At 33.1% G+C, this 17399-nt stretch carries 14 protein-coding genes and 1 pseudogene; 4 read left to right on the top strand and 11 right to left on the bottom strand.

All coding sequences use genetic code 11. The features are described 5' to 3' along the window. Positions 1-232: 232 nt before the first annotated feature. A pseudogene (locus tag HMPREF9444_RS11390) lies at positions 233-490 on the top strand (hypothetical protein); the annotation flags it as partial. Then, positions 376-756 (top strand): type 2 periplasmic-binding domain-containing protein, encoded by a 381-nt coding sequence (locus HMPREF9444_RS10440; RefSeq protein ID WP_083801102.1) that lies wholly within the window; start codon positions 376-378, stop codon positions 754-756. The pseudogene HMPREF9444_RS11390 and the gene HMPREF9444_RS10440, both read left to right, overlap by 115 nt. Before the next feature lie 1337 nt (positions 757-2093). Here HMPREF9444_RS10440 and HMPREF9444_RS02095 read toward each other — a convergent pair. Together HMPREF9444_RS02095 and HMPREF9444_RS11385 are read right to left on the bottom strand one after the other, a co-directional pair. Then, positions 2094-2519: a hypothetical protein gene (locus HMPREF9444_RS02095; protein ID WP_009142674.1), complete on the bottom strand. Its 426-nt coding sequence runs from the start codon at positions 2517-2519 to the stop codon at positions 2094-2096. A 57-nt stretch (positions 2520-2576) separates the two neighbouring features. Then, positions 2577-2771, bottom strand: a complete 195-nt coding sequence (locus HMPREF9444_RS11385; protein WP_407083898.1) for a hypothetical protein — start codon at positions 2769-2771, stop codon at positions 2577-2579. On the opposite strand from HMPREF9444_RS11385, the gene HMPREF9444_RS11190 reads away from it, so the two are divergent. Further along, positions 2680-2928, top strand: a complete 249-nt coding sequence (locus tag HMPREF9444_RS11190; RefSeq protein WP_050778974.1) for a hypothetical protein — start codon at positions 2680-2682, stop codon at positions 2926-2928. The genes HMPREF9444_RS11385 and HMPREF9444_RS11190 overlap by 92 nt on opposite strands. Positions 2929-3394: 466 nt before the next feature. Here the strand turns inward: HMPREF9444_RS11190 and HMPREF9444_RS10430 are convergent, their stop codons facing one another. The 8 genes from HMPREF9444_RS10430 to HMPREF9444_RS02055 form a co-directional block, all read right to left on the bottom strand. Further along, a complete protein-coding gene (locus HMPREF9444_RS10430; RefSeq protein WP_009142673.1) occupies positions 3395-3781 on the bottom strand; it encodes an AAA family ATPase in 387 nt (128 codons plus the stop codon). A 162-nt stretch (positions 3782-3943) separates the two neighbouring features. After that, positions 3944-6028 carry a DNA/RNA helicase domain-containing protein gene (locus tag HMPREF9444_RS02085; RefSeq protein WP_009142672.1) on the bottom strand — a complete coding sequence of 695 codons (2085 nt, stop codon included), beginning with the start codon at positions 6026-6028 and terminating at the stop codon, positions 3944-3946. 2 nt (positions 6029-6030) lie between these two features. Next, the gene (locus HMPREF9444_RS02080) at positions 6031-6447 is read right to left on the bottom strand and encodes a very short patch repair endonuclease (protein WP_009142671.1); all 417 of its coding nucleotides are present in this window, start codon (positions 6445-6447) and stop codon (positions 6031-6033) included. Next, entirely contained in the window at positions 6440-8065 is a 1626-nt protein-coding gene (locus tag HMPREF9444_RS02075) for a DNA cytosine methyltransferase (RefSeq protein WP_009142670.1), read from the bottom strand. Before HMPREF9444_RS02075 ends, HMPREF9444_RS02080 begins: the two co-directional genes overlap by 8 nt. A gap of 5 nt (positions 8066-8070) precedes the next feature. Then, a complete protein-coding gene (locus HMPREF9444_RS02070) occupies positions 8071-9840 on the bottom strand; it encodes an AIPR family protein (protein WP_009142669.1) in 1770 nt (589 codons plus the stop codon). 1 nt (position 9841) lies between these two features. After that, positions 9842-10849 carry a PD-(D/E)XK motif protein gene (locus HMPREF9444_RS10425; protein WP_009142668.1) on the bottom strand — a complete coding sequence of 336 codons (1008 nt, stop codon included), beginning with the start codon at positions 10847-10849 and terminating at the stop codon, positions 9842-9844. Next, a complete protein-coding gene (locus HMPREF9444_RS02060; RefSeq protein WP_009142667.1) occupies positions 10833-13655 on the bottom strand; it encodes a Z1 domain-containing protein in 2823 nt (940 codons plus the stop codon). Before HMPREF9444_RS02060 ends, HMPREF9444_RS10425 begins: the two co-directional genes overlap by 17 nt. After that, positions 13648-15129, bottom strand: a complete 1482-nt coding sequence (locus HMPREF9444_RS02055) for an ATP-binding protein (protein WP_009142666.1) — start codon at positions 15127-15129, stop codon at positions 13648-13650. The genes HMPREF9444_RS02060 and HMPREF9444_RS02055 overlap by 8 nt, the downstream gene beginning before the upstream one ends. 890 nt (positions 15130-16019) lie before the next feature. On the opposite strand from HMPREF9444_RS02055, the gene HMPREF9444_RS02050 reads away from it, so the two are divergent. Then, positions 16020-16955 (top strand): DUF7946 domain-containing protein, encoded by a 936-nt coding sequence (locus HMPREF9444_RS02050; RefSeq protein ID WP_009142665.1) that lies wholly within the window; start codon positions 16020-16022, stop codon positions 16953-16955. A gap of 166 nt (positions 16956-17121) precedes the next feature. Here HMPREF9444_RS02050 and HMPREF9444_RS11020 read toward each other — a convergent pair. Next, positions 17122-17399 (bottom strand): hypothetical protein (locus HMPREF9444_RS11020; protein ID WP_009142664.1); only part of this gene is annotated, 278 nt, incomplete at its 5' end.

Genomic DNA, 17399 nt, shown 5'->3' with positions numbered 1-17399 from the left:
TTACATCAGTGGAGGTCACTTCATATTGTCTTTTGTTCTTTTACCATATCTGGCATTTTTTAGCATATCCGCAATTTTACTGCATATTTCATAATAAGTTCTTTACATATTCACTTAAATACATCTCTGTCGGAACTAAATCCTAATACTTAATCTGTAAACACACTTTAAAAATTAACATTAAAGCTCTAGTCTTCTGGGATAGCGGCTTTGGCCATCGTCAAACAATAATCATCAGATTGCAAAACCTGAGGATGTCAAAGAAATTAAGATACAAGTTCTGGGATACTCGATGTCAGTAAAGCTTTTTGATGTTTTAGGAGCAAACCTGGCTCCTATAGCTTTAAATGAACTTTATACAGCACTTAATCCCATATTGTCGACGTACAGGATCAACCTATCGGCATTTTCTACTCTTCAAAACTTTATGAAGTCCAAAAATACCTTTCTATTTCCAATCACCAATATACGGCTTTGCTTGTCGGTATGACTAAATCAACCTTTTACAAATTATCTCCTGAATATCAGCAAATCATATTGAATGCAGCTCTTGCAGGAGCTAAATTCCAAAGAAAAATGAATTCAGATCAAGCGGCAACACAAATTGCAGAGTTTAAAAAACACGGCGTTGAAGTCATCGAACAAATTGATCAAAAACCCTTTAAAGACGCTGCATTTGATGAAGTAGCAAAATTCTATATTGATCAATATGGAGATAAACTAGTTAAAGGAATCAGTGCTCAGGTCGCTGAATAAAAGCGATAAATTAATAGACAATATATATTAAAATCCAAATGGGAACAGGAAACGGTTCCCATTTTTGTTGAAAAAAAAAGTAAAATATAAAAGATAATAAAATCAAAGAAAATTTACGTTAAATAAGTAAAATCTGAAAACACGGATAAAATGAAACTATGTATGACGCATTTAAAATAATTTGCGATATATATAAAATGCTATTTGACTCAGGATTTGACTCTCTTTCAATTATAAGTGTTTGTGTCATATTTTGGTGCCCTTTCATTATTTTATATAAGGCATATATAGACCTTGGACTCCCCAAACGAGATGTTAACTCTTTAAATATAATCTTCAAGGTAATAATTATTAATTCTGTACTTTATTCGCTACTGTTAGTAGTCCTATTAGTCGGAACAATATTATTTTTATCATTTTTTATACCAATCTACGGTGTCGATAAATTTATAATAGATTTTAGCCTCAATCCTTCACAAATAAAGACTGAAGATATCATGTACTTTTGCAGACTTGTATATGCTTTTCTTGCAATTATAGTTTTAAAATTGATAATAGATTTATATAAATTACCTAAAGGAACCTTAAGCATTAAAAAAAATATTAAAACAATATGGATTAGGTATTTTATTATTTATTGTTTTACTCTATGAAGGATTTTTAACCTTTATATTAATAATTACTGTATTATTAGATAAACAGACACCAATATTATTTTCGTTATTATTCCTTCTTGGCGCTTATCCTGTATTTTTATCTAAACAATTAAGGCAAAATATAGTTAAAATTATCTTAAAATACGCAGGAAACTTTTATAAAGTTGATCTGGAAATAAACAGTATTATTGATAAAGATACACTTCTAAAATTAAACTATAAGATTATTAATATAACAGGTGACCAAGGAGCTTTCATTTTTGGATTTAAAGACGTTTTAGTATTTAAGTGTGAGTCTTTAAACAAAATATATATTATTGATAATATAGGTTTTTTATCTGGTTCTATATGTTTAAACCAGGATCCATATAGAATGCATAAAAAATCCCCCAAATACATTTTAGACTTTTAATAAAAAAATACTTTTAATATGCCACATAATTTATATGATTACACACACTTCCTATTATGGATTATAAACAATACAAATTTATTACAGTCTTTTAAATAAGTTATAATATCCAGAGATTTTAGATAAAGCATTGTATAGGTCTTATCTATTCACTTATACTTAACAAAATTATCTACTAATGGTAAAAAATTAACTTACGATCATTTTACATTTATTTAAAAGCATGTTTGTTATTATTATTTCAAATTGAGGATCATTTATCAATATATTCATAATTTGTCGTTATTAATAAGTACATATAATTTATTATGGTTTTTTATCTTAAGATCATCTAAATTAAAAAATGCCTTAGAGTAATTTATTTTACCTCTTAAATCTGACTTTAAATAATCCTTTTCTGTTTTTAAGTTCAACTTAAATTTATCTTCAACTAAGACCAATTCATTATTATCTAATAAAAAAATTAAATCAACCGTTTTATTTTGATCCAGACCTTCTTTTTGCGCGTATTTTAATTCAACTCTATCGCCATTAACAGCTATTTCTTTATTCTTAAAGAGATAAGCTTTGCCTCCTTCACTATTAATGATATTAAAAATAGTATCAATAAACTCATCATAAAAATTTTCTATTCCCATAAGGGATTTTGCATATGCTTCAGTATTAGAAAGGCTATATTTATGTTTATCTTTCATCGTTCAAATACTTGTTCAAAATATCAAAAGATTTATTAAATGAATTAAAAATAGGTTCTATATCAAATTTTCAAATGTATACATATAGGTATCAGCAACAGAATTTGCTTGATAAAAGTTTACATCAACAGATATACCTTCCTTTTCGGAAAAATAGCGTATGGCACTTACCAAGTCTGCACTATGGCTTGCTAAAAAGAACTTTATTTGTAATTGTTTATTTAATAAAACAATAAGTCTTGCATATTCTATAATCCACTGCGGATGTAAATGGGTTTCAGGCTCATCAATAATAAAAAGCGTATTATTATCAGGCGATCAGTTCTTTAATAAAATAGAAAGCAATGAAAAAGACTTTATCCCTGTAGCGCAATCAATAAGTTCAAAAATTTTTCCATCGTTTCTATGATATTTTAAATTTTTATTAAGCTCATCATACTCAACATCACCTTGAATAATATTTGATATCGAATGCAATAATGATTAACTAAAGCTATAAGTTATTTTTTCTTAAGAAGATTATTTAAATCTACCCAGTAATCTGGGACGCCCTTATTTGCTTCAATGCCGATTGCCATTGGAGAATCTAAATATATAACGTTTTTAAAATTATGTACAAGAGGAAGATATTTTAAAGATTTGCTAAAAATCAGATCATTATATTCATTAATACTTACATGATCATCTATCTAATTTACAAATAAATTATCTAACTTTCAAATAAGAAGTGAAGATGGACGCTGAATATTTAATTTAGTATAATTATCATATATTTGGATAGGCGGACAAAATAAATTTCTATTGCTTCCTCAAATGTTTTAAATTCTTTTTTATTAATTACATAAAAAATTGTTTTTAAACGGTTTAAACTTGTACTATTTTTTGGAGGCATTTACAATTTTTAAAAAATTAGTACTAATTAGTTTTAAGTTATTTAAAGAACGATGACTAATGTCTTTATTAATAAAATCATCAATTAAACTTATGTTCATTCTAAAATAACTTTGTTTATCTTCACCGTTTGAGTGTGTAACCATATAAAATTGCAATTGCTCTGCTAATTCTTGATATGGTTTCAGATATTCTCTAATATCATCAACAACTAAATCTTCATAATCTATTGTGTTTTTTAAAGTGTAATATAGTAACTTTGAAATTGTACTTTTACCACAGCCATTTATACCCGATACAACAGTAATACCATTTAAAGCAATATTTGCACTTTTTATATTACGAAAATTATTAATTTTTATGTTAAACAAGCTGCTTATCCATATTGATTTTCAACTATTTTTTATTTATTTAAATATCTTTAATAAAAGATTAAGTATATTCAAAACTATCTTACACACTTTTTTTGCAGTTACAAATTTTTTTAACTATTTAACTTAACAAACGATTTTAAGTTGTTGTTAATAATGTTATTAAACTTCAAAAACACCAATCTTTTTTAAATAATTGTAAGTGCAATCATAGTATTCAGGATTTCTGGTAACATCTTTAACATTACCTTTAGGCACATAAATTATATATCCTTGTCGTGCACGAGTAAGCAAAACTCGATAAGAATTTTTTTGATAATCCTGAGCAATAGGATTATTAACCTTTACCCAAGAAGATCCGATAAAATTATTATATGTGAATTTACCACACATATACCTATAGTCAGCTTCCCATACAACAACAGCATAATCAACTTCCAACCCTTGAATCTTAAATTCCGATGCTGCGACCTCCATAAAATAAGAAGAATTTACATCGTTTTTTCCATTCAAAAACCATTTTTCAATCTCAATGTCCTTAGGAACTATGACACCTTCTGCACGCAAACGTTTAGCACGCGAACTTGCAATAATTCCATACCGTTCTGTGCCTTGACTTATATTTCGCACCCATTCTTTAGCTGTCTGAAGATTTCTCGTTAAAAGAATCGGATAACGCATTTTATTGGTAACCGGGTCAACTTGTGTGATTTTCTGATAAAGCTCCGTTGCCTTTTTCTCATCACCATCGATTACCGCCTTTGCAAAATCAGAAACATACTCACTTCTAAAACTCCGCATAGATACTGATAGATGGAGTTTTAGGCTCTTATGAACTTCAACATTTGAAAGAAGTTTTTCGATTGAGCTATTTCCAACATATTCATAATCTGTTATACGATCTGAGCAAAATACTTTCCAGGAAGGAAAATGTTCATTTATTGCATTAAACCATTCTGCAATTCCTGCTTCACCATCATAAATTTCTTGTCCTCCGCCAACTAAACATATAATAACCGCCCAATCTTTGTGCCTGTTCATATACTCAATAAGACACTCGGGCTCTGACATATCAAAATTAAGCTTCCCCTTTTTCCTCATAAACTTGCTTAATTTCTCCTTTTTCCAAGATCGCTGTGCTTCATCAAAGATGGCAATCTTATCAATAGGTGCTGGATATCCCTCCAAAAGAGAATCATCTCTAAACTCATGTACCATCTGAATAAAACTTTTTATTTCAGATAAAATGCCTTCCTTTGTAATATTATATTTACAGCTGATACAGTCTCTGTTTAATCCCCTGACTTTACAGTCTTTACAATACATTTTTTTCTTTTCTGCTTGATCCCGAGTCAAAGCCTCTCTTAAAACAGTAACCAAAGGTTCATTTCCAGAAAGAAACACAGCATGTTCTTCATCTACTTCTTGAAAGTTATGTCGTTTATTTGCTATGTTAAGTCCTACCAAAGTTTTTCCTGCACCAGGAACTCCAGTAACGAAACAAATCGATTTCCAATGATTTTTCTTGCTGTCTGCAATAATTTTATCAATCAACGCAGTTGTAACTGCAATATCATTATCATCACTTTCCTTATAAGAAATCTCCCGTACATCGTGTCCAGAGTATAAAGCCTGTGCTGCCTCGATGATGTTTGGTGTAGGTTTATATACGGAATTGATCCATTGTATTGGATCAACAATAGCTCCATGATTATAGTTATAAATAATGTGTAAAATCTCTCCTATAAGAGTATTTTTACAGCAAAGAATAGGAGATGAAATTCCTTTATTCATACTAATTTCATTAGTATGTGCAAGTGCATCTGTGCATACTAAAAATGGAAATAAATATATTGCATGGCTCGCTTCATGAAAATTATGCAAATCCAAAGCATAATCAACAACTTGATCAACAGCAGCCTTAGAATATACGGTCTCAAATACTTTAAATTCCAACAAAATAACACAACTACGAATAACCAAAACAGCGTCAATACGTTTTCCCATTCGAGGAATAGAATATTCAAGTGCAATATATCCCTCTTGAAGCCGAAGCATAACATCTTTTAAAATCCTGACCTCCTCATTCCAAGCCTGCTCTTGCTGTACTGTCAAATCAAAATGAAGAGAGTTATGCACCAATTCGTAGTAAATTTCAGCTTCACTTGCTAATATAAATTTTTCATAACTTCCATGATAGTAAGCTCTTGGAATTGTGTCTCTTTTTTTATCCTCAGAGTCCCACATTTCTAGTCACCTTTGATTTCTTTAATGAGCCACCCCAAACATTCTTTACGCATATTCTTTTTTAGTTCACATTCCCAAATAATCAGTATCTTCCATCCCATAGCCTTAAGGCTTTTATAGTTTTCCTTGTCACGTTCCACATTTCGATTTATTTTGGTAACCCAATACTCAATATTAGAAGACGGCCACACAAATCTGCCGCAGTTGTGTTTATGCCAAAAACAGCCATTTACAAAAATAACAATATGATACTTTGACAAAACAATATCAGGGCAACCTGGCAAGTCTCTAACATTTTTTCTATATCGTAACCCTTTAGAAAACAGATATTTTCTAACAATCTCTTCCGGCCTTGAATTCGTGCTTCGAATATGAGACATATTTTTGCTGCGAACTTCTTTTGAAAGATTATCAACCATTTTCTTGTTCTGCCTTACGAGATTTATTTCCTAAAATGGCTGCAAGCTGTTCAGCAATCGCCTTCGCCATAAAAGGAGGTACAGCATTTCCAACCTGCTGATACTGTTTATCTTTAGTTCCACAAAACACAAAGCTATCGGGGAAAGTCTGCAACCGAGCTGCTTCTCGGATACTAATTGCCCGATCTTGTGTCGGATGAATCCACATTGACTTTCGAACATTAACTACTGTTCCGCTTGGTTCATCATAGTTCAACCGCAAATAAATTGTATTTTGAGTGCGTTTTACATCAGTATAAGTATTAGTTTTAAGAGAATCCTTTAAACAATGAAAATTTTCTCCTTGATGCAGAGCTTTAAATCTTGCCATGGCTACATCTGTCGTTTTGGTAATGATGTGGTTTTTCAAAATATTTGAATTTCTCAGTTGCTGTGCCAAAGGACTCAATTGATCTTTATGCTTTAAAGACACTCCTTCCTTATCACTTGCTAAATCATGTATTGGAACGACATCTTCCAGATCAAAAATAGCATCACGAACAGTTTGATAATGCCCTTCTTTAATCTTTCCAGATGGCAAAAGGACCTCATCAGAAATATCACTATTAACTCCCATAACAACAAAACGTTCTCTTTTCTGAGGAACGCCAAAATCTGCAGCACATAAAATATCGCTTTTAATCAAATATCCATATTCACTAGATGTCAGAATACATTCTAAATAATCAAAAACTGCAAATGATCGAATATTTACCAAAAGACCTTTTTCTGTTATTTCATAGGAATCCACATGGATATGATTATCAAAAATTTCCTTTGCTTTGCTTAGCATACGCTGAATCATAATGGCTGGCTCAATCGAGAAAAAAAAGCTATCAGCATCAACAGAGCCTTCAAAATAATTCAAAACTGCTTGAAACGCTTTTCTGGATTCCTGCGCAATGAAACTGTCAGTATTGTTTTCTATATATGTTTTAGCGATTTTAGTAAGATTTTGCCGATGTTTTTCTAAAGATTTTTTCATCTTATCAGCATTTTTTTTTGCCTTATAAATAATATTCAGTTCCCGATAATGATTTTCAGGCCAAAGCATCTGCTGAAGTAAATCATAGTCTTTAACGATACCTAACGCTTCGTCAAACATAAACTCTGTGTTAAGCAAATTCAACGGCGTATTTTTATTTGGAATTTGATATTTTTTCACAATATCTAAATCTGACTCTTCCATATAGAACCTATGAACTTCAGATTGAAGCATGCTGACATTTTCCATGACAAATGCTTTGGGCCGAAGCTCTTTAATTGCTCGAATATACTGCTTTACCAACATATTATTCTGGCTTATTACATGATTCTTCTGCCGATTTGCATTTGAAAACCCCTGGCAGGGTGGGCCGCCAATCACAACATCAATAGCCCCATATCTTTTCTGTATATCTGCATAATCTGCTCCACATACATCACCCTGCAGTTCAACATTAGGATGATTTAGACGGTAAGTCGCCTGCATGTTCGGGTCTCGCTCAAAAGCAACTTTCATCTCATATTTTCCTGTCTGCACGAACCCTAAGCTCAATCCACCAGCTCCTGCAAACAGATCCACTACTGAATATGGCATTTATTTCAATTATCCTTTTTTTTCATTTTGGCTTCAAAACGGCTCTGGAGCAGTTCCCAGCAATCTTCTTTTTTGCACCACTGTCCAATATTGACACCTGGAACTATTGGTTTCTGGAAATGTTCCCACACAATATATGCTAAATTTTCTATAACCTTTGCCGTTTTTGGGTTAATTATCTGTTTTTTCCATATTTCCTGCGGATCGATTAAATTCGAATAGTATTTCCCAAGCAATGCCATGATGTAATAGTTCTGCTGAGCTTTAAAACCGCCAAATTTCAAATTTTTGATAATTTCATCACAGCTGTTGAATAATATCACCTTGGAAATCATATCAATATAACTCTGCTCAGAAGGCTCAGGAAATTCTCCTTTTGATACCATATCTGAGAAATAAACAAAATTGGTTTCTAAACCTTTGCTAACAATATATGGATATCCCTGATATGCCATCACACATTTTGCTGCTACTGTTTTAGAAATACAGCGACTCTTCGGGCAGCGGCTCTTAAATTCCCTTTTTGCTGCAGCCGTCGGCTGACGACTCAATTCAACCAAATACTGTCCGCGAGCTCTCTCATAAAACCAATAATCTGTTGATTTACCTTTCGCTGCGGGTATTGGTGTTACCCTAGATAATCGTTCTATCTTCACATGATATGCATCATTGGCATTAAAGTCAGACATATTGATTTTATTTTGACTGTTTGCATACTTTGAAATGTTATGAATAATATCTTCAGCCTGATCTTTTTTCTTGATAACAGACAACTTAATTTGTACATTCACCTGATCCAGAGGAAGTTTTGATTTATATGCATTGTAAATTGATGCTGTAGTTTGACCGCCGTTCACAATTTGCCAACCGGTGATTTCTGTAATGTTCACAACATCACCACTGTTTTGATCTTCATCAAACTCAATACTGTCAGCAACAGTTGATATACCGTTATTGTAGGCCATAAACATTTGAGGCTCACTAGTCAGCGACGCCTTTATACCTTTATTAACCTTACCAGTTGCCTGAAGAAATGAACGGACATTTTTCTGAATAAGATCCTGTCCCTCTGCTTCGTAAATACGAGCCAAAAGCTTTCCAGAAATAACACCTATATAACAGTCATATATCTCATTATCACCTCTAACTTTAATAAGAGGCAAAGAAGCCCCGTACTTTTTTCTCAGTTTTACAACAAGCCGGTGCTCCAAAGCATCACCGCCAAAAACACTTTGATACAATCTTTCAATATCCCAAATATCAAAGCGAACGGTTGCTTTTCCATGGCGTGTATCATTTGGAATATATTGTATAGTTTCATCATTGGTCAATAATATAATATTAACTGTTTCTATATCCGTTTTATGCGCTTTGATAAACTCATACGCCTGATACCCGTCGCTGGATTCTTCCATAGCATCAAACGAGTCGGTACCGCATGTTTTATAAAATTTCAGAACTTTTTTCAAAAGCTTGTCAATTTCGGTTTTCTTCACTTTTTCCGGCAATTGCTTGGCCTGATACTTGCTCACAAGCAAAGTAAGAGAGTGAAAATACTCGCTGAACGCATAACCATCCAGTTTCATATTCTCACCATCCCTCTTAAAATCTATAAGTGTACAGTCTGAAACAAGACTTTCTCCAGACTCAGTAAGATAAGACAAGAACAAAGTTTTGAAAGCTGCATTTTTAGAAATAGGAGCATGTTCTTTCACATAATCGAGAACTTCATCTTGAAATTCTCTATAGAAGTCAAGAATTTTCTCATTTAACAAATTAAGTTACTCCTTTCAAAACTTCAAAAACAGATTTTATATCTTGTGCAAACGGCATACAAAGCATTATATTGATTCGGTATCTAAGATCCGTTACTCCAAGCGGCACTGTCTCTTTTGTTATTTTCGGAAAATCACTATCTACTGCAAAGCAATAAAGATCCCGCGGAAAATAGCCAGCTGTATAATAATCTGCAGCCTCATCAAAATAACCATACTTCTTTAGCTTTTCTTCAAACTTCTGCAGAAGTGATGTATCTTCACACAACCTGCTGCGAATATCTGCAATTCGTTCAGAAAGACTTTCACCTCCGCTATGACTTTTTCGAAGCGCATAGAAACGCAGAAACAACATTCCTGAAATATCATCTTTATCCAGCTGGTATTCACTGCTGATGCTGGCAAAATATGGTGCTTGCGCAGAAGTAGTTTTCACTTCAACTGCATGCGGTCCAAAATAGAAATCATGAGTTTCATCATCACAGCCAGCCCAATGCAAAACAGCATCCACTCCTTGTGAGTCTAAACATTCACTTAAAAACAACAGCTCACCATATAGCCCCTGCTGACGTTCTTCAGACATCAGCAACTCTTTATCAGCAGCAAAAAAATCTTTCCACTTTTTTAAGGTTCTAATAATAACAAATAAAGATTCTTCAATGTGATCAGCGAACTTCAGCTGGACTCTTAAATCTTCAACAACAATTTCAAAAATATTACTGTCACTAGCGGGTAGTTGAAATAATCCGACAAAAGGAATATTAACTCCATACTCAGGCAAAGATGCTGTTTTAATTTCAATGCCTTTACAGTGTGGAAATCTATTCTTGGAGACCTCTGAAGTCACTGATAGAAAAACTGAGCGCATTTTTGTAGCTATGTTAACTGCAAAAGCAATCATAATACCATTGTTAAATTTCACAAGCCGCGTCGCAAAAGGACAAGACCAGCTTGATCCTGCAGAAATATCGGATAATATCCCTTTGTAAATATCAGCCGTAAAACTCATCACTGTCTTTCTCCAATGCAATATCATTCATCCGATAGGATTTGAGATTACCTTGGTCCTTACGATCGGGAAATACTGCCGCAAAGCCAAAAGGAGGTTTATGATTTCCCCGTTTTGCAGTTAATTTTCCAGCATCTCCTATCGGATATAAGATTAACAAGCCATTTGCAAAAGGTCTTGTTTCCCTTCTGATTGTTTCATTGATTGTTTGCGGAGAATTTCTATACTTTTCCTTCAGTATCTGAACTTTGTCATACAAGTTCTGATCATAATCAAAATACTCATGATCAGCTGATGTCATTGTGTGGATAGAACAGGTAGTATCATAAGAATCTACTCCTGAATTTTCTTTTCTATAAATACCTGCACCTACATCTTTGAGATCTGCGATATCAAAAGATTTGCCATGACCGCTGATATTAATTAGACAAACCATCCATGATTTAACTCCTCCAATTCCATCAGCGTTCATTGTACGAACGTAATCTGCCATATATTTGCTGTTTGCTCTTGTCGCAGTTTTTGATGTCTCATAACTTTCAAAAAAGTTGGCAACATCATGAGCAGATACATTTTGATAGATAAAATGATTACCAGGAGACTTTCTGCCAAATTTTTCCTGATATTGTTCTGCTGTTATGCGGCAGCTTTTAATCGCATCAAGAAGATCTTCTACAGCATCAAAATTTCTGTCATATTGATCGCCATCAATATCAAAAACACGAGTTTGACTAAGTTTACAGCTGAAATCACGCTTAAATTCCTGACCTGTCCTTAACTTATTTCGACTAGTAATTTCCAATGTCGGATGAGATGCCACACGCAGACCAAAGTCATTTGGCGTCTGAACTACACTGTTCATAAAATCAAATTGCGCAGCAAGATCTTCGGTTGCCATAGAAATGTGAGAAAAACTTGAATGAAGCGCTGAAGTAGTGAACAATCTGCACGCATCTAAGTATCCTGGACGAAATCCAAACCATCGCCCCATTTGCATCAGCGTATCATAGGTATTAGAGCTACGTGTAAAATAGCTTATAGTCAGTCCTTCCAATGTCAAACCTCTTGAGAGCTTATCTCCGCCAATAACAATGACATTAAAAGGATTTCCCTCATGATTCTTATATATAAGAACATCTTCACTTTCGCCATTAACACTATATATACTGATTTCCTTGTCATCAATCAGACGTTTAACTTCAGTCCAGATGCTGTTCCAGCAGACATCATTGCATCCAGACATATATTTGCCAAACTGTTTCCTCATTGTGATAGTTGTAGGAACATAATCTTTTTCCCAAATCAATTTCAGTTCACTTTCAATATTGCAATCACCCAAACGAATAAGGTTTGCTATCTCATCTTCATAATATTTCAGTACTTTTTGTTTAATTTTATTCTGCTGACCAACAAAACGTACAATGTGAATTAACATGGTATTAGGTTTGTTCCTTTGCCCTCTGCAGTTTCTTAAAGCAGTAGACAAAAGGAAACATTTCACGGCGTGTTTAAGCTCCATAGGAAGTTCTCCGACAGGCTGGTCTGATTTAGTCCCTTTACCTAGATATGAAGCACCTTCCACGATTTCCCGGTACAGCGGCATCGCTGGAGCATCCTCACTATTACCAAATCCAAAGAACTCTCTTGCCCCAACATATTGATCTGCTCTTGGAGCTCTGTAAATAAAATCTCTAGGGAAAAGATCTTTCCCATATTTTTCATCGTCAATGTGAGGTGGAATAAAGATGTTTGCAAAAGGAGTTGCAGTGTAGCCGATATAAGACCGGCATTCAAATACTCCAAGCAGATCTCGAATTAATCCATTGATAGTAGAAGGATTATAATCATCCAAAACGTTTCCTTGAAGATCATAGCTTTCTTTTGTATTGATAGAAGCTTGATCTGCTTCATCATCAATAATGAGAGCCGGATATTTTGCTGGAATTTTCTTCTTTCCATCTATCATCTCTGCACAATGATTTTTACGGAAAAAACGCAAAATTTTGCGCAAAACACAAGCATTCTTTTTAGTTACAATCATGAACGGAGGCATCATAGATACGCTTTCCGTTTTTGTATTGACATCACCTTTTTCGTCTCTAGTCGTAATTGACTGAACAACTGTTTCAACCTGGCTGTGAGGATCTGCTCCTACACCAATCACATTGCGTTTACGAGTCATATCTTCGAGGCTATCCAAACTCGTTTCGTATCCAAGAACTTCTTCATCAATACGAGACTGAGTCTGGCTGCGAAGACTGTTATGAATACCTGACAATACGATAACAATACTATATCCCGCGTCATAGGCTTTATTAATCATACCGATGTAATGTGCGGTTTTACCTGATTGAACGTAGCCAAATACCAATCCCATACGTTCACCAGCCTTTCCTTTTCGGGGATTTGTTAAGGAATTCATAATCTCATCGGTCGATGAATTGATATCTTTAACTGCTGAAATACTCCATGAAGGCTTTTTCAGCAAATAGTCATAGTAACGATTCCAATATTCTGATTTAAAAGTCGGTTCTTGTTTTAGCTCATTCCACCAAGTCTTATCTTCAAGATTCGGATCACACACACCAATAGAAGGCTCCGTATAAGCTGTAACTTCACTGAACAGGAACCTCTTAAAACACTCCATATCGGAGATTATATTTAAGGCGCCAAATTTTTCTGCTGTCTTTTCAACTGCTTCTATAATATTTATATGATCTTCTTTTACCAATTTCTTACAAAATTCATATCCGCCTTTATATAAAGCAATCTCTATATTATTTAAGTCTTTTGGTGCATTAATCATTGTACTCCTCCACTAATCTGATAATTTCCTCTCGAAGATGTCTATAATTAGCCATATCAAGCAGAGTAGACTGCGTTTCTTCTTTCGAAAATCCACGTGACAAAAAGACAGAAACCATATCTGACAAATCTTTAATTTGCATCTGATATTCCAAAGAGTTCTTATCAGGGTGCACCGCATCAACTTTTTCTTTATGCAGAAAATCTGTCACTCCCGACTGCATAAACGGTGCGAAATTTTCAACCAGAGCAAGATAAGCAGAAAGGGTTAATTTACCTTGTTCATCCAGCTGATTATTTATATTATTCAGCAGTGAATGTTTTCTATTAATATAGAAAACATAACGACCATTCTTTTTTCGCTGCTCCCACACGTAATCAAGATTCGGAGCACTGACATTGTATTTCGTATAACTGCCGCGGGAATTGTATACATGAGCGGATTTTTCAGTACAAAGGTCAATCGCTCTTTCCACTGATTCCCTGACATAACTTGGCAAAGAGGCTGTAGACTTTTTAATGTCAATTTTCCACTCCTCATCACTATCTGATGTAATGTCAATCTTAATACGGGCCAAATTGTATGCCGGCTCTTTCTTTATATAATCAAACCATGTTCCGCAAATGATCAGCCGTCTGTTCCTATAAATATAGATACCCTGATGATAATTCCATCCCTTAGGTCCTCCGGCTATCTTATAAGCGTCATCAGAAGCAAATTTCGTTTTATGCGGCAGAACATAAGGCTGAATTACAACCTCAGAACGCCCTGTATCTGAAAAAACCGACTCTTCTGGCAACTCTTGAGTTGCACTATTTTCCAAAATAAATGGATTCCATGCCTTAATTGGGATACCGTTCAATTTCAGAACAAGATTATCTTCTTCAATAAATCGGTGAAATATAAGTGCTAAATGTTTTTCAGTTTTTTCCGCAGTTTTATAAAATTTAATACGATCTTTATTTTCATCACCAGTATCAATTACACGATCCAAGTTTTCTATTACAACAACTGTACCCTGCTCTCCTATCAGGGATAAAAATTCATAGATTTCACTTTCGTCTCTGATAATCAAACTCCAACCGATCTCCGGAATCAAGTCCAAATCCCAAGAAGCATTACTTACGGCAGAATCAGATTTTGTAACAACAGTCAGCTTTTTCCCGAGAGAAAAAGCAGCTGTTTTCATCCCCATACCAAACCGGCCTAAATCATCTTTGTGGCGAGTTTTGCTGGGGTCAGAAGAGCCGATCCTCATATTCTCAATCAGCTCCTTTTCACTCATACCAAAACCGTCATCAAATATAATAATCCGCTTCTTTTCCCAGTCAAATTTGATTTTAATTTCATGGGCTCGAGCTGAAATACAGTTATCTATAATATCAGCAATCGCAGTTTCTACGTTATATCCTACAGAACGCAGTGAGGCCAGCAGTAATCTTGCTTCTGGAATGGATTGAATTTTCTCTACCAAACTGTACCTCCTCTATCAAGTATACCATGTATCACTTTTATACATTTCATAAGTCACATTAGCATTTTTGCTTTTTCGTATCCTTATCAATCTCCTATGAATATTCTATACTAACAGCACAATGATTATACTTTTCAACACAAAGAATCAGAACCCAGTCAACATAGATTTGCCAATACAAGAAAACTTGTTAAATTAAATAATAAGATCACATCTATATTGAACACACAAAACGTTGATAAATAAATCTTAATTTTTAATGTTTTGATTTTATATGTGATTATTGTCAAATTTTTAATATGTTTGCAGTTATATGTGAATATTTTGTTTTTTTCTCTATCGTATCTAATTTTTACATATTTATTAATATAATAAATCATTAAATTCAATTATCACTATCAAGTACTTGTTTATTTAAGAAAGCATTTTAAATAAATTTAACCCATACACAATCAAGTATGGAAATAATTTTTCTCGTCATAATCACGCGCATAAAAATATTTTATAAAATCAACTATATACCATACAATACAAAACAGTATTTATATACCGAATATTAGCATTATGTCTAAAGTTTTGTGCAAATATCTCCATTTTTCTTATAGTATAAAAATCTGACAAGAGCTATAAATTTTTGCTTATTTGAAAATAATGACATTTATCAACAAAGAAAATTTTCATCATAAATCGAAGTTAATTTACTCATTATTTAATCTATATAAACTTATTATAATAAATACTAAAAGAGTACATGTGCAATACAAAAATGTTATATATATTAGATTTTTCTTGTTTCCAATAAAACAATTCAATAAAATTTGATAAAATTCTTAGTTTTTATTATTAAATTAATTTAATTTATAATTAAATGTAATTTTTAGGTGAAAAACATGTCCCTAAGGTATGATAAAGAATTATTAACTTTTACATTAAAGTATGAAGATTTAATTGAAGGTGATCACGAAATAGAGTTATCATCATTAGCAATATCTTTACAAGGATTTGCAAAAATTTGTAGTGCTGTTGGTTCTTTATCCACCTTAAACTATTACGAAAAAGATCCGAATAAAAGAAATATCAAAGTAACAACTTGTGCAAAATTAACTCCTGGTTCAATTGATATTTTAATTACTATAAAAAATATTCTATCAAGCTCTGATTTTTGGTCAGGTGGAGGTCCTGCACTAATTTTAGCATTATTTAGTTACATTTTTAATCGCAACACCAAGAATTCTGAAGAATTAAAGAATAAACTTTATGAACAAAATCTTGAAAAAATTAAAAAAGAAATGTACGAATATGAATATGCAAATACAAAACGAATTCAAGATAATGAAGTTAATATAGAAAACATACGTATTGAATCTCAAAAAAGATGTGATGATTTACAAAAACAAATTGATATTCTTACCGAACAAAATATTGGTGCTTGTAAATATTTTGCAGATCCATTAGGAAAACAATGTAAAAAAATATCAGCTCATTTAGTAAACGGTAACTGTATTTTTTGTTCAAACAGTTCTTTTAAAGATTTTTTATATAAACCAGAAAGAACAAAATTTTTAGAACCAAGAAAATATAATTTATATATAAAAAGTTTAGATAAAGAAAACGGCACCGGACAAGCACGTATTGATAATATCAATTCAAGGTTAATTGATTTTGTAATTGTTGACCCAGAATTACATCAATCTGGGAATATTTATGCCTCATCTTTTATTGATTTTGATAAAAATGTATTCATTCATGTTCTTGCTAAAGCTGAAATGACCTTAGCAGGAGAATTAAAAAAGCTACATATTCTTAGTACATTAAAATCAATATAATGTAAATGATTAATTCCACTTTAATTTATTGCTAAAATCTATTAATGTACACAAGGTTTTCCTTGATGTGTATAATGCTTATCTCATGTTTGGATTCTTTTATATCCCGGATCGCCGTAATTTAAATATAGTATAAAATTTCATATCGCCAATTGACGATATCGGATCATACGGATCGCAGCTCTTTCATATCAAAGGGCAAAGCAGCATTAAGCAGCGACTTTTGCTCTGCCGTTAAAGCCTTTCTGCATACCCAGCGGTCTTGATTGCGGATCATTTTGATGTCTTTTAACACCGTCACGCTGCGGTGGAAGGTATGATGCGTTTTACTAAGTAGCGGTTTTAAACGCTTATGCAGCTCTTTACGTAAAATTAAGGCCAGGAACAGTATAAACAGTTTTCCCTGCCAAGCCTCAAGGGAATGGACATGCATTCTGCCGTCGA

Source organism: Succinatimonas hippei YIT 12066 (assembly GCF_000188195.1).
In the GTDB taxonomy this organism is placed as follows: domain Bacteria; phylum Pseudomonadota; class Gammaproteobacteria; order Enterobacterales; family Succinivibrionaceae; genus Succinatimonas; species Succinatimonas hippei.
The sequence above is the reverse complement of the archived record's forward strand: the minus strand, read 5'-3'. Positions and strand labels throughout refer to the sequence as shown.

What these genes read in the sequence shown, in the direction of transcription:
- HMPREF9444_RS02095 (WP_009142674.1), bottom strand. Translation starts at nt 2,519, where the DNA reads ATGAAAGATAAACATAAATATAGCCTTTCTAATACTGAAGCATATGCA.
- HMPREF9444_RS11190 (WP_050778974.1), top strand. Translation starts at nt 2,680, where the DNA reads ATGGCACTTACCAAGTCTGCACTATGGCTTGCTAAAAAGAACTTTATT.
- HMPREF9444_RS02085 (WP_009142672.1), bottom strand. Translation starts at nt 6,028, where the DNA reads ATGTGGGACTCTGAGGATAAAAAAAGAGACACAATTCCAAGAGCTTAC.
- HMPREF9444_RS02080 (WP_009142671.1), bottom strand. Translation starts at nt 6,447, where the DNA reads ATGGTTGATAATCTTTCAAAAGAAGTTCGCAGCAAAAATATGTCTCAT.
- HMPREF9444_RS02075 (WP_009142670.1), bottom strand. Translation starts at nt 8,065, where the DNA reads ATGCCATATTCAGTAGTGGATCTGTTTGCAGGAGCTGGTGGATTGAGC.
- HMPREF9444_RS10425 (WP_009142668.1), bottom strand. Translation starts at nt 10,849, where the DNA reads ATGAGTTTTACGGCTGATATTTACAAAGGGATATTATCCGATATTTCT.
- HMPREF9444_RS02060 (WP_009142667.1), bottom strand. Translation starts at nt 13,655, where the DNA reads ATGATTAATGCACCAAAAGACTTAAATAATATAGAGATTGCTTTATAT.
- HMPREF9444_RS02050 (WP_009142665.1), top strand. Translation starts at nt 16,020, where the DNA reads ATGTCCCTAAGGTATGATAAAGAATTATTAACTTTTACATTAAAGTAT.